We start from the raw sequence: 11987 nt of genomic DNA, 5'->3' as shown, positions 1-11987 counted from the left end.
GGGTAAGCGCAAGCGCCACCCGCCGCAAAGGCAATTACGCCTGTTTAGCCGCTTCTGCTGCCTTAACGATCACCGCGAAAGCGTCAGCTTTCAGGGATGCACCGCCAACCAGCGCGCCATCGATGTCTGGCTGGGTGAACAGCTCAGCAGCGTTGGAGGCGTTTACGGAACCGCCGTACTGAATAATCACTTGCTCAGCGACCTTCGCGTCGGCTTTAGCAATGTGGTCACGAATGAATTTGTGAACCGCCTGAGCCTGCGCAGGGGTTGCAGATTTGCCGGTACCGATCGCCCAGACTGGCTCGTATGCGATTACCGCGCCTTCGAACGCTGCCGCGCCCTGAGTTTTCAGTACTGCGTCGATCTGACGTGCGCACACTTCTTCGGTTTTGCCCGCTTCGTTTTCCGCTTCGGTTTCACCGATGCACAGAACCGGGATTAGACCCTGCTCTTTCAGCACGGCGAATTTCTTCGCGATGAACTCGTCGGATTCTTTGTGATAGGTGCGACGCTCGGAGTGGCCGATGATGATGTATTTTGCGCCGATATCTTTCAGCATTTCAGCGGAGGTTTCACCGGTGAACGCGCCAGACAGGTTAACGTCAACGTTCTGCGCACCCAGAATGATGTGGCTGCCGTCAGCGGCATGTTTAGCCAGATCCAGGTACATATCCGGCGGAGCGATAGCAACCGCGCAGCCCGTCACGCCAGCCAGCTCTTTACGCAGGTTCGCAACCAGTTCGTTTACCATGTGGCGGCTGCCGTTCAGTTTCCAGTTACCCATCACTAAAGGATGTCGCATTTCAATTCTCCACGCTAAATAAGCGAATTAAGGAATATGGCCACCCTGTCGGGCAGCATGGTCTGTGAATCAGTATAGAGATTTTCCCTCGAAAGGCTTTGCTTTTTGTCATTAATTCGCCCCGCCGAGAGTGTCAGATAGTGCCAGCTTAATCGGTTCAACAGCGAAGGTCAGTCCTTTTTCGCCGTTGTCCGCCACAACATAGCGGATCGCGCCTTCGGTATCGGCGTAGTAACGCTTGTTTTTCCCGGCGGTAAGGAGTTTTTGCAGCTTTTGCTGGCTTTGCTTTTTCGTCAGCGCAGGGGTAAAGGCCTGCAATACCGCGCTCATATACTCCAGCGCTTTCGCCTTAGCGGCTTTCTGCTCTGGCCCCTGTATCGGCAGCCAGGTGATTTGCATGCTTTTGATTTTTAACGTACCGCGCTCCAGCGCCGTGGAAGCATACAAATTCTCATTTATCTTGCTTGCCGCACGGGTCAGTGTGGGGGTATCTCGTGAGCCATCAATAGCGCGAAACTCATCCAGCGGCAGCGTGGGGTTGGTCTGATTGAAGGTTTCACGAAACTGGCTGATGGACTGATCGAACGACGGCGCGCCCGCCAGCAGATAGGGTGCTGTGGTCGGGGCTGGGGTTTCGGCGGCGTGCAGGGGATAACCCGCGCTGAGCAGCGCTAAACACAGGAAAAGAGAACGTGCCGAACTTTTCATCAACATTGCCCCTGGCCGTAAGTGCTCATGATTAAAACGATATCTGGTCGGCTTGTCAAAAGGTCACAACTCCAGGGTAAAATGCGCGCTATACGATAATAAGGAACCTTACATGACCATACAGCAGTGGCTGTTTTCATTCAAAGGGCGTATTGGACGCCGTGATTTCTGGATCTGGATGGTGACGTGGGTTGTCGCCATGCTGCTTTTGTTTTTCGTTGCTTACAACGCCTGGCTGAGCACGCAAACGGCGGCCTTCGCGCTGGTCTGTCTGCTATGGCCAACGGCGGCGGTTGTCGTAAAGCGGCTGCACGATCGCGGACGTTCCGGCGCGTGGGCATTTCTGATTATTCTGGCGTGGATGCTGGTGGCGGGAAACTGGGCGATGCTTCCGTCCATCCTGCCGTGGGTTGTGGGCAGGCTGCTGCCGTCGGTCATCTTCGTGATGATGATTGTCGATCTGGGCGCGTTTATTGGCACCCAGAGCGAAAACAAATACGGTAAAGACACCCTTGAGGTGAAATACCGCTGATCACCAGTAGTGTTCGGCGGTCATATGGCCCGGTCGGCGGCGAAGATGTTTCGTCATCTGCCGGGTATCCTTCAGAAGCTGCTGCGTATCACGCACCATCTGCGGGTTGCCGCACAGCATGACGTGGCTGGTTTCAGCGTTCAGCGGCAAACCCACCGCGTCTTCCAGGGCTCCACTCTCAATTAGCACCGGCACGCGGCCGGTAAGCGCTCCTGCTACGGTTTCACGGCTGACCACCGTCTGAATCTTTAACTTCCCGCCGTACTGCTGTTCAAGAGCCTGCATCTGCGGCAAATAGCTCAGGTCCGCGGCGTAGCGCGCAGCGTGCACCAGCACGATGTTTTTAAAGCGCTCCAGATCTTTGCCGTACTGCAAAATAGAGAGATAAGGGCCGATGGCCGTACCGGTTGCCAGCATCCAGAGCGTGTCGCAGTCAGGGATCTCTTCGAGCACAAAGAAGCCTGCCGCTTCACTCACAATTTGCACCTCGTCGCCGGGCTTCAGGGCGGCAAGGCGCGGGCTGAGCTTACCGTCAGGAACGGTGACCAGATAGAACTCGAGATCCGGGTTATCAGGTGCGTTAACGTAAGAATAGGCGCGCTGCACGCGCTCGCCGTCGACGTCCAGCCCCAGCTTCGCAAATTGCCCGGCCTTAAACGGGTGGACGGGAGCATGTACGGTGAGACTAAATAGCGCATCGGTCCAGAACTGTACCTTTGTGACTTTACCTGTTACCCAGTCCGCCATGATCTTCTCCTGTGCTGTTTCTCTGTTCTATCTTCCGTACTTGTGGTGATAATTTCCAGCCCGTCAGGGCCGGAAAGCTCTATCGATCAAACGGTTTTACAGAATATGCGTCTGCACGTCCGGGTCTTTGCGGTCGAGATAGTGGATTGACTGGATGCGGCGAATGGTGCGTGATTTACCGCGGATCAGCAGGGTTTCAGTGGTGGCCATATTGCCCTTGCGGGTGATGCCGTCCAGCAGATCGCCTTTGGTGATGCCGGTCGCCGAGAAGACAACGTTATCGCTACGCGCCATTTCGTCCAGAGCCAGCACTTTATTGGCCTCGATGCCCATCGCTTCGCAGCGCGCAAGCTCGTTTTCCCCGATACGGCGGTTCTCTTCGCTGTCGCCTTTCACCTCATGACGGGGCAGAAGACGGGCCTGCATATCGCCATCCAGCGCGCGGATCACCGCCGCAGAGACCACACCTTCCGGCGCGCCGCCGATGCCGTACAGCACGTCGACTTCGCTGTCCGGCATGCAGGTCAGGATCGAGGCGGCAACGTCACCGTCAGGGATAGCAAACACGCGCACGCCGAGCTTTTGCATCTGCGTGATGGTGGCGTCGTGGCGCGGTTTCGCCAGAATGGTGACGGTGAGTTCGCTAAGGGGTTTGCCCAGGGCTTTGGCGATGTTTTGCAGGTTCTCTTCCAGCGGCAGGCTAAGGTCGATTGCGCCTTTCGCGCCTGGGCCGACAATCAGCTTTTCCATGTACATGTCCGGCGCGTTCAGGAAGCAGCCCTTATCGCCGACGGCCAGCACCGCTAACGCATTGGCCTGACCCATCGCCGTCATGCGGGTGCCTTCGATAGGATCGACGGCGATATCCACGGCATCGCCTTTGCCGGTACCGACTTTTTCACCGATGTAGAGCATCGGCGCTTCGTCGATCTCGCCTTCGCCGATCACGATGGTGCCGTCAATGTTGACCTGGTTAAGTACTATGCGCATGGCATGGACGGCAGCGCCGTCTGCGGTATTTTTGTCGCCACGGCCCAGCCATTTATAGCCTGCAAGGGCGGCCGCTTCGGTGACGCGAGAAAACTCGATAGCAAGTTCACGTTTCATGAGGTACTCGTGCAATCAAAAGGAATTGCACGAAGTTTATCACAGAGTGGGTAAGGTGCGGTCTGTACTCCCCTCACCCTAACCCTCTCCCCAAAGGGGCGAGGGGACCTAAAACACCCTCTCCCCTTTGGGGAGAGGGCCGGGGTGAGGGGGATTACTCTTCGTGCTCTTCCCACGCCAGGGCGCGTTTCACCGCTTTTTTCCAGCCGCTGTAGCGGAAGTTACGCTCGGTGGTTTCGATGCCCGGGCGGAATTCGCGTTCGATAACCGCTTTTTCCTGCAGTTCGTCCAGGTTCTGCCAGAAGCCTACCGCCAGACCGGCGAGGTACGCCGCGCCCAGCGCCGTCACTTCACGCACTTCAGGGCGCTCAACGCGGGTGCCGAGAATGTCGGACTGGAACTGCATCAGGAAGTTATTCGCTACCGCACCGCCGTCCACGCGCAGGGCGTGCAGACGAATACCGGAGTCAGCCTGCATCGCTTCCAGCACGTCGCGCGTCTGGTAGGCGATGGATTCCAGGGTAGCGCGAATAATGTGGTTAGAGTTCACACCGCGCGTCAGCCCGAAAATTGCGCCGCGTGCATACGGGTCCCAGTACGGTGCGCCCAGACCGGTGAACGCAGGCACCACGTACACGCCGTTGGTGTCTTTCACTTTGGTCGCGAAGTACTCGGAGTCGAACGCATCGCTGATCAGCTTCATTTCGTCGCGCAGCCACTGAATGGATGCACCCGCCATGAACACCGCACCTTCCAGCGCATAGTTCACTTCGCCGCGCGGACCGCAGGCGATGGTGGTCAGCAGGCCGTTTTCTGATTTCACCGCCTTCTCGCCGGTGTTCATCAGCATAAAGCAGCCGGTGCCGTAGGTGTTCTTCGCCATCCCTTCCTTGACGCACAGCTGGCCGAACAGCGCCGCCTGCTGGTCACCGGCGATACCGGCGATAGGAATACGGGTGCCGCCTTTACCGCCGATGTTGGTCTGGCCATATACCTCAGAAGACTTGCGCACTTCAGGCAGCATCGCGCGTGGGATATCCAGCGCATCCAGCATCTTGTCATCCCACTCCAGGGTGTTGATGTTGAACAGCATGGTACGCGAGGCGTTGGTGTAATCGGTGACGTGAACGCGTCCCTGGGTCATCTTCCAGATAAGCCAGGTATCGACGGTACCGAACAGCAGCTCGCCGCGTTTAGCACGCTCGCGTGAACCTTCTACGTGGTCGAGGATCCATTTCACTTTGGTGCCGGAGAAATACGGGTCAACCACCAGACCGGTGGCGCTGCGCACGTACTCTTCCATACCGTCGCGCTTCAGCTGTTCGCAGATCTCGGATGTACGGCGGCACTGCCAGACGATAGCGTTGTAAATGGGCTTACCGGTTTCACGTTCCCAGACAATCGTCGTTTCACGCTGGTTGGTAATACCAATCGCGGCAATCTCGTCGGAGCTGATATCGGCTTTCGCCAGCACTTCGACCAGCGTGGAGCTTTGTGACGCCCAGATCTCCATCGGGTCGTGCTCTACCCAGCCTGGACGAGGATAAATTTGCTCAAATTCGCGCTGTGACACGCTGACGATGTTCGCGTCATGATCCATTACGACAGCGCGGGAGCTGGTAGTGCCCTGGTCGAGCGCAACGATATATTTTTTTTCGGTCATGGTATGTGTCCCGTAGTCAGATTACAGCGAAGCTTTTTGTTGTGCGGTAGAAGTCGTTTCCTTCTCCTCTTCCACACAGGTGTCGCACGGTAAGTGGCGACCAATTAATTTGCGGTAGCTAAACGCACCCAGCGCAGCCCCGACAACCGGCGCAAACAGCGGTACCAGGAAGTAAGGAATGTCTTTGCCACCGGTGAAAGCGACGTCGCCCCAGCCGGCGATAAAGGCGAAGGCTTTTGGTCCGATATCACGTGCCGGGTTCATCGCGAAGCCGGTCAGCGGGCCCATGGATGCGCCAATCACCGCAATCAGCAAACCAATCAGCAGGGGTGCCAGCGGGCCGCGCGGAATGCCGTTTCCGTCGTCGGTCAGCGCCAGGATAACGCCCATCAGAATAGCGGTAATCACCATTTCAACTGCGAACGCCTGCACAAAATTGATATGCGGGTTAGGGTAGGTTGAGAAGATGCCTGCCAGATCCAGACTTTCGACGCTGCCGCGTACCATATGATGCGTCTGTTCGAAGTCGATGAAAAGATTGTAATAAAGCCCGTAAACTAACGCCGCTGCGCAAAACGCGCCGGCAAACTGAGAAAGAATGAAAGGAACAACTTTGCGTCCGTCGAAGCACGCGAACAGCCACAGTGCGATTGTCACCGCCGGGTTAAGATGTGCACCAGAAACCCCTGCAGTCAGGTAGATGGCCATCGCCACGCCCAGACCCCAGATGATACTGATTTCCCACTGACCAAAACTGGCACCCGCCACTTTCAGTGCAGCGACACAGCCCACTCCGAAGAATATCAACAACCCGGTACCAAGGAACTCGGCAATGCACTGGCCTTTTAAGGTTGATGTCTGACTCATAATCGGAATCCTGAAGAAATTGATGTTTATTGTTAGCATGGCCGCCCGTGACAGCCACGATGCCCTGTAGACATAGTGTTAATTTATCGTTAACGAGCAAAAACGAGAAATATCGAAATCAAAATGTGTGGTCTGTGTCAATAAAATGAGCGTTTTCGCGCCATAAAGCACATTTTTGCATCAGTACAGGAATGTGAGCTGAATCATTTCATTAACGAATCAGTTAACAATTTAGGGGTATATGACGCGAACACACCAGGACCAGACCTAAAAGTGTTGCAAACCGCGATCTGCGCGGTGTGTCGCTGGACACAGAGCGCCGCGCTCCATACAATCGACGGTATATGTCGTGCGCGTTTATGTTAAAGCGTCGCCTTGCAATTCAGGAGAGGTAGCATCATGTCTTTAGAAGTGTTTGAGAAACTGGAATCGAAAGTACAGCAGGCGATTGACACCATCACCCTGCTGCAGATGGAAATTGAAGAGCTGAAAGAAAAGAACAACAGCCTGGCGCAGGAAGTTCAGAACGCTCAGCACGGCCGCGAAGAACTGGAGCGCGAAAACAACCAGCTGCGCGAACAGCAGAACGGCTGGCAGGATCGCCTGCAGGCGCTGCTGGGACGTATGGAAGAAGTCTAATTTCTCTCGGAAAATACAGATGAAATAAGCCGGGTAAGGCGTCGCCGCCACCCGGCTTTTTTATGGTTGTCGCTGACTTTTTACTACTCGATATCCAGCGGATCTTCGGAAAGGATAATGCCGGTATTATCGGCGTAGAGATGGTCCCCGGAGAAGAAGGTCACGCCGCCGAAATTGACGCGCACGTCGCTTTCACCGATGCCGTCACCCGCCGCCCCTACCGGTATGGCCGCGATGGCCTGAATCCCGATATCCAGGTCTTCCAGATCGTCCACCTGACGCACGGAACCGTACACCACAAGGCCTTCCCACTCATTCTGAACGGCAATGCCGGCCAGTTCAGCATCAATTAATGCACGGCGCACGGAACCGCCGCCGTCGACCACAAGAACGCGGCCGCGGCCATTCTGTTCGAGCAGATCGTACAGCAACCCGTTGTCCTCGAAACATTTCACCGTGACGATTTGACCGCCAAACGACGACCTCCCACCAAAGTTGGAGAACAGCGGTTCAACGACGTTGACATCTTCCTGGTAGATGTCACAAAGCTCGGAGGTATCGTATTTCATAGGTTTAACGCTCAGTTGCTGCGAATGTGATCAGTATATCGTGCGAAATGCATTGTTGGCAAAATCATCAATTGTTAATTGATATTTGTCAGCTAACGCAGCGTCTGGCTTAACACAATCCCGATGACGAACAACAGGTTAGTCAGCAACGCGCCTTTTACCGTACGTTCCAGCATTGGCGGCATGGCGGACGGGCTGAGTTCACGCATCACAAAGCGGGCCTGCTTAATCAGCAGCGGCGCGGCAAGCACAAACAGCCAGCCCCACAAGCTCTGCAAGGAAATCAGGTTAAACAGCGCCAGGCAAACCAGCGCGCCAATGAGCAGGCAGGCGTGATAGCGGCGCGCATTGACCGGCCCCAGACGAACCGCCAGGGTATTTTTGCCGTTCTCGCGATCGCTGTCGATGTCGCGCAGGTTGTTGATGTTGAGCACCGCCGTCGCCAGCAGGCCGCAGGCGGTCGCGGGCAGGAACAGGGCAGGGATCACCGTATGCGCCTGCAGGTACCAGCTTCCCATCACGCTCAGCCAGCCGAAGAACACCAGTACGGAGATGTCCCCGAGCCCAATATAACCGTAAGGACGCGTTCCGACGGTGTAGGTGATGGCCGCGATAATGGCCAGTAAACCCAGCACCAGGAAGCCAATGAAATCGCTGGTGGTCTTAGACGCCACCGTCACCAGCGCCAGGCCGGATACGCAGATCAGCACTACGGTGATAATCAGCGCGCGTTTCATCTGCGCCTGGGTAATTACCCCTTTCTGCATTCCGCGCAGTGGCCCTATGCGGTCCGGCTTGTCGCTGCCTTTTACCGCGTCGCCGTAGTCGTTGGCGAGATTGGAGAGAATTTGCAGCAGGCCGGCGGTAATCAGTGCCAGCGCGGCGACCAGCGGATCAAAATAACCCTGCCACCAGGCAAGGGCGGTGCCGACGATAATCGCGGCAAAGGCCAGAGGAAGCGTTTTAGGGCGCAGACTTTCGAGCCACGCCTGAGTACGGCTGATGTCAGTCATAAGTATTTAGCCAATAAAAATGGGGGCATTAGCCCCCATTAAACGTGATGAGAATCCAGTAACCGCGATTATAGGATAAAACGGCTCAGATCTTCATCTGCCACTAACGCATCCAGATGTTTACTCACATATTCTGCGTCAATGGTAACGGTTTGACCGTTAAGGTCGCTCGCGTCATAAGAGATATCTTCCACCAGGCGTTCCAGCACGGTATGCAGGCGACGCGCACCGATGTTCTCGGTGGTTTCGTTGACCTGCCATGCGGCCTGGGCAATACGCTTGATACCGTCTTCGGTGAACTCGAGGTTCACGCCTTCGGTCGCCATCAGCGCTTTGTACTGCACGGTAGCAGAGGCATTCGGCTCGGTCAGGATACGTTCGAAATCTTCGGTGGTCAGCGCCTGCAGCTCAACGCGGATTGGCAGACGGCCCTGCAGTTCGGGGATCAGATCCGACGGGCTGGCAACCTGGAACGCCCCTGAAGCGATAAACAGGATGTGGTCCGTTTTCACCATGCCGTGCTTGGTGGAGACGGTGCAGCCTTCAACCAGCGGCAGCAGGTCGCGCTGAACGCCTTCGCGGGACACGTCCGGGCCGGAGCTGTTGCCGCCGCGCTTACAAATTTTGTCGATTTCGTCGATAAACACGATACCGTGCTGCTCAACCGCGTCGATAGCGTCCTGCTTCAGCTCTTCCGGGTTTACCAGCTTCGCCGCTTCTTCTTCAATCAGCAGCTTCATCGCGTCTTTGATTTTCAGCTTACGCGCTTTCTGCTTCTGGCCGCCCAGGTTCTGGAACATGGACTGCAGCTGGCTGGTCATCTCTTCCATGCCCGGAGGCGCCATGATTTCCACACCCATTGGCGCGGCAGCGAGATCGATCTCAATCTCTTTGTCGTCCAGCTGGCCTTCACGCAGTTTTTTGCGGAATGCCTGACGCGCAGCGGACGGTTCCGCCTGCTGCTCTGCCTGGCCCCAGTTGTTTTTTGCCGGTGGGATCAGCACGTCGAGAATGCGCTCTTCGGCCATCTCTTCCGCGCGATAGCGGTTTTTCTCGATCGCCTGGACGCGCACCATCTTGATCGCCGAGTCGGTCAGATCGCGGATGATGGAGTCCACTTCTTTACCCACATAGCCCACTTCGGTGAACTTGGTGGCTTCAACTTTGATGAACGGCGCGTTAGCCAGCTTGGCCAGACGACGGGCAATTTCGGTTTTACCGACGCCGGTTGGACCGATCATCAGAATGTTTTTTGGCGTCACTTCGTGGCGCAGCTCTTCGTCAAGCTGCATACGACGCCAGCGGTTACGCAGAGCGATAGCCACGGAGCGCTTGGCGTTATCCTGGCCGATAATGTGTTTGTTCAGTTCGCTGACAATTTCGCGTGGGGTCATTTCAGACATGGGAGATCCTTACGCTTTGGAGGTCAATTCTTCGATGGTGTGGTTGTGGTTGGTATAAATGCAGATATCGCCTGCAATATCCAACGCCTTCACCGCGATATCACGCGCGTTCATGTCGGTATTTTCTAACAGCGCGCGGGCAGCAGCCTGGGCATAAGGGCCGCCAGAGCCGATGGCAATCAGGTCATTTTCCGGCTGAATCACGTCACCGTTACCGGTGATGATAAGCGATGCGGTTTCATCGGCGACCGCCAGCAGCGCTTCGAGCTTGCGCAGCATGCGGTCGGTACGCCAGTCTTTCGCCAGCTCAACGGCAGCTTTCACCAGATGACCCTGGTGCATTTCCAGTTTGCGTTCAAACAGTTCAAACAGCGTAAAGGCGTCCGCCGTGCCGCCTGCAAAACCGGCGATCACTTTGTCGTTGTAGAGGCGGCGCACTTTTTTCACGTTGCCTTTCATGACGGTATTACCCAGCGTGGCCTGGCCATCACCGGCGATTACCACATGGCCGTTACGGCGTACACTTACTATTGTTGTCACGAGCAGACCCCCTGGTTACAGAATCGGGAAACAGAAGCCCTGAGCCTGTGCTCAGGGCTGAATTAAATGATAGATGGGGGGGATTTTGGGGGTTTCAACCCCCGGAGGCGAGTCGAATGCAGTTTGTGTGACCGGCGATTTTCAACCGCGAAATGGTGCCATCGGCATTTTCTTTGCCTTTGACCGGACCAATCACCACGCGATTCCAGCCGTTATTGGTGGTAATACGCGAATCAAACCCTTCAAAGGCCAGCTGCGCGCGCACCGTTTCCGCCTGCTCGGCACCTTTGAACGAACCGCACTGCACCATCCAGCGGCGCTCGTCTTTTTTCTCAGCCGTCTGCTTCGGCGCTTCGGTCTCTTTGGTGACCGGCGCGGCCTGTTGCGTTTTCGGCTGCTGCGCGGTGGTATGCGCTGGCGTCTGGAGCAGATCCTGATACGGCTGAGCCGCCTGTTTCTGCGGCTGCGTTTTCGGCTGCTGCTGAACAGGCTGGGACTGCGCCGTACGCGTCTGCTGCTGGTATGGCTGTTCCGTTACCCGCGGCTGTGCTTTCGGCTGCTGCACCGGCTGGGTTTGCGCCCACTGCTGCTGTTGTTGCTGCTGGATTTGCTGTTGCGCCTGACGTCGCTGCAGCGTTTGCTGGCGCTGCGCCGGGGTCTGCTCATTCCAAGGCACTTCGTTCAGCTGCGTAGGCTGCTGGCGCATATCGGCCTGCATTTGGGCCAGCAGCTGGCGCTGTTCATCCGTCAGCTGATTCGCATTCTGCACTTCACCACCCGCAGAAGGTTCGGTTGGCGCACGCACCCCGGGCTGACGGCTTTCCAGCTCTTTGATATAGCGCCAGCGCTCTTCAGGCTTCGGAGGAAGGCCGTTTCCGGCAACTTTACTGGCCTGAAGCGCCTCAGACTCTTCTTTTTTATGGTGCGTGATAAAGTACAGGCCACCAATAAAGGCGACGACTACAGCCGCAGCAATAGCGACCATTGCTGGCGAGACAGCAGGCAGGTTACGTTGCTTTTTCCTTGAGCTACTCTTTTTGCGTCGCGAAGGTGCCGGCTGGCCGCGACGTACATAATCTCGTTGTGCCACTATCGTTTCGCTGTATTTATTCGTTCGTCAGTCCGCCATGTTACTTAAGCGGCGGGGCTTTGACCAGATAAGGGTATCCGAAAGACGTTTACTTTAAGTCAATGCCTGGGTAGTGCCGCGGACAATCAGTTCACAGTCCAGCAACCGCGAGCCGCTGCTAACTGTTTGACCGTGCAGCTGATCCAGCAGAAGGAGCATCGCTTCGCGGCCAATTTGGTAGCGCGGCTGAGCGACCGTTGAGAGCGGAGGATCGCAAAATTCTGAAAGCGAAATATTGTCGAATCCGATGATCGATAAATCTTTCGGT

14 protein-coding genes are annotated in these 11987 nt (G+C 56.2%); 2 read left to right on the top strand and 12 right to left on the bottom strand.

The genetic code is table 11. The features are described 5' to 3' along the window. Nucleotides 1-34: 34 nt before the first annotated feature. Both tpiA and DEO48_RS23310 read right to left on the bottom strand, forming a co-directional pair. The gene (tpiA, locus tag DEO48_RS23315; RefSeq protein WP_014172206.1) at nucleotides 35-802 is read right to left on the bottom strand and encodes a triose-phosphate isomerase; all 768 of its coding nucleotides are present in this window, start codon (nucleotides 800-802) and stop codon (nucleotides 35-37) included. Between the two features lie 111 nt (nucleotides 803-913). Further along, nucleotides 914-1510, bottom strand: a complete 597-nt coding sequence (locus DEO48_RS23310; protein WP_109846430.1) for a DUF1454 family protein — start codon at nucleotides 1508-1510, stop codon at nucleotides 914-916. 112 nt (nucleotides 1511-1622) lie between these two features. On the opposite strand from DEO48_RS23310, the gene DEO48_RS23305 reads away from it, so the two are divergent. Further along, nucleotides 1623-2042: a DUF805 domain-containing protein gene (locus tag DEO48_RS23305; RefSeq protein WP_023309691.1), complete on the top strand. Its 420-nt coding sequence runs from the start codon at nucleotides 1623-1625 to the stop codon at nucleotides 2040-2042. On the opposite strand, the gene fpr is transcribed toward DEO48_RS23305, so the two are convergent. The 4 genes from fpr to DEO48_RS23285 all read right to left on the bottom strand — a co-directional run bounded on the left by fpr (nucleotide 2043) and on the right by DEO48_RS23285 (nucleotide 6426). Next, nucleotides 2043-2789, bottom strand: coding sequence for a ferredoxin--NADP(+) reductase (gene fpr, locus DEO48_RS23300; RefSeq protein WP_109846429.1), 747 nt, complete (start codon nucleotides 2787-2789; stop codon nucleotides 2043-2045). Nucleotides 2790-2885: 96 nt separating this feature from the next. Beyond that, nucleotides 2886-3896, bottom strand: coding sequence for a class II fructose-bisphosphatase (glpX, locus tag DEO48_RS23295; RefSeq protein WP_109846428.1), 1011 nt, complete (start codon nucleotides 3894-3896; stop codon nucleotides 2886-2888). Between the two features lie 154 nt (nucleotides 3897-4050). After that, nucleotides 4051-5559: a glycerol kinase GlpK gene (glpK, locus tag DEO48_RS23290; RefSeq protein WP_023309688.1), complete on the bottom strand. Its 1509-nt coding sequence runs from the start codon at nucleotides 5557-5559 to the stop codon at nucleotides 4051-4053. A gap of 21 nt (nucleotides 5560-5580) precedes the next feature. Further along, nucleotides 5581-6426 (bottom strand): MIP/aquaporin family protein, encoded by an 846-nt coding sequence (locus tag DEO48_RS23285; protein WP_014885705.1) that lies wholly within the window; start codon nucleotides 6424-6426, stop codon nucleotides 5581-5583. Between the two features lie 399 nt (nucleotides 6427-6825). Here DEO48_RS23285 and zapB point away from each other — a divergent pair, with 399 nt between their 5' ends. Beyond that, nucleotides 6826-7065 carry a septal ring assembly protein ZapB gene (zapB, locus tag DEO48_RS23280; RefSeq protein ID WP_010436935.1) on the top strand — a complete coding sequence of 80 codons (240 nt, stop codon included), beginning with the start codon at nucleotides 6826-6828 and terminating at the stop codon, nucleotides 7063-7065. Between the two features lie 83 nt (nucleotides 7066-7148). On the opposite strand, the gene rraA is transcribed toward zapB, so the two are convergent. From rraA to DEO48_RS23250, 6 genes are all read right to left on the bottom strand, one after another. After that, complete coding sequence (gene rraA, locus DEO48_RS23275; RefSeq protein WP_023309687.1) at nucleotides 7149-7634, bottom strand: ribonuclease E activity regulator RraA; 486 nt, start codon at nucleotides 7632-7634, stop codon at nucleotides 7149-7151. Nucleotides 7635-7726: 92 nt separating this feature from the next. Next, nucleotides 7727-8647 carry a 1,4-dihydroxy-2-naphthoate polyprenyltransferase gene (menA, locus tag DEO48_RS23270; RefSeq protein ID WP_033146936.1) on the bottom strand — a complete coding sequence of 307 codons (921 nt, stop codon included), beginning with the start codon at nucleotides 8645-8647 and terminating at the stop codon, nucleotides 7727-7729. A 68-nt stretch (nucleotides 8648-8715) separates the two neighbouring features. Beyond that, nucleotides 8716-10050 carry an HslU--HslV peptidase ATPase subunit gene (gene hslU / locus DEO48_RS23265; RefSeq protein ID WP_023309685.1) on the bottom strand — a complete coding sequence of 445 codons (1335 nt, stop codon included), beginning with the start codon at nucleotides 10048-10050 and terminating at the stop codon, nucleotides 8716-8718. A 9-nt stretch (nucleotides 10051-10059) separates the two neighbouring features. Further along, entirely contained in the window at nucleotides 10060-10590 is a 531-nt protein-coding gene (hslV, locus tag DEO48_RS23260; protein WP_008501802.1) for an ATP-dependent protease subunit HslV, read from the bottom strand. A gap of 94 nt (nucleotides 10591-10684) precedes the next feature. Beyond that, complete coding sequence (gene ftsN / locus DEO48_RS23255) at nucleotides 10685-11680, bottom strand: cell division protein FtsN (protein WP_039264217.1); 996 nt, start codon at nucleotides 11678-11680, stop codon at nucleotides 10685-10687. Between the two features lie 93 nt (nucleotides 11681-11773). Then, the coding region (locus tag DEO48_RS23250; RefSeq protein ID WP_181367050.1) for a substrate-binding domain-containing protein at nucleotides 11774-11987 on the bottom strand (214 nt) is incomplete at its 5' end.

The organism is Enterobacter sp. CGMCC 5087 (assembly GCF_003144775.1).
Lineage (GTDB): Bacteria > Pseudomonadota > Gammaproteobacteria > Enterobacterales > Enterobacteriaceae > Enterobacter > Enterobacter cloacae_M.
Note: the sequence above shows the minus strand (reverse complement) of the source record. Positions and strands in the feature narration are given on the sequence as shown.

Bases quoted from the DNA above. Each gene is read 5' to 3' on its own strand.
- tpiA (WP_014172206.1), bottom strand. From the start codon at position 802: ATGCGACATCCTTTAGTGATGGGTAACTGGAAACTGAACGGCAGCCGC.
- hslU (WP_023309685.1), bottom strand. From the start codon at position 10,050: ATGTCTGAAATGACCCCACGCGAAATTGTCAGCGAACTGAACAAACAC.
- DEO48_RS23305 (WP_023309691.1), top strand. From the start codon at position 1,623: ATGACCATACAGCAGTGGCTGTTTTCATTCAAAGGGCGTATTGGACGC.
- glpX (WP_109846428.1), bottom strand. From the start codon at position 3,896: ATGAAACGTGAACTTGCTATCGAGTTTTCTCGCGTCACCGAAGCGGCC.
- menA (WP_033146936.1), bottom strand. From the start codon at position 8,647: ATGACTGACATCAGCCGTACTCAGGCGTGGCTCGAAAGTCTGCGCCCT.
- fpr (WP_109846429.1), bottom strand. From the start codon at position 2,789: ATGGCGGACTGGGTAACAGGTAAAGTCACAAAGGTACAGTTCTGGACC.
- rraA (WP_023309687.1), bottom strand. From the start codon at position 7,634: ATGAAATACGATACCTCCGAGCTTTGTGACATCTACCAGGAAGATGTC.
- glpK (WP_023309688.1), bottom strand. From the start codon at position 5,559: ATGACCGAAAAAAAATATATCGTTGCGCTCGACCAGGGCACTACCAGC.
- DEO48_RS23310 (WP_109846430.1), bottom strand. From the start codon at position 1,510: ATGAAAAGTTCGGCACGTTCTCTTTTCCTGTGTTTAGCGCTGCTCAGC.
- DEO48_RS23285 (WP_014885705.1), bottom strand. From the start codon at position 6,426: ATGAGTCAGACATCAACCTTAAAAGGCCAGTGCATTGCCGAGTTCCTT.
- zapB (WP_010436935.1), top strand. From the start codon at position 6,826: ATGTCTTTAGAAGTGTTTGAGAAACTGGAATCGAAAGTACAGCAGGCG.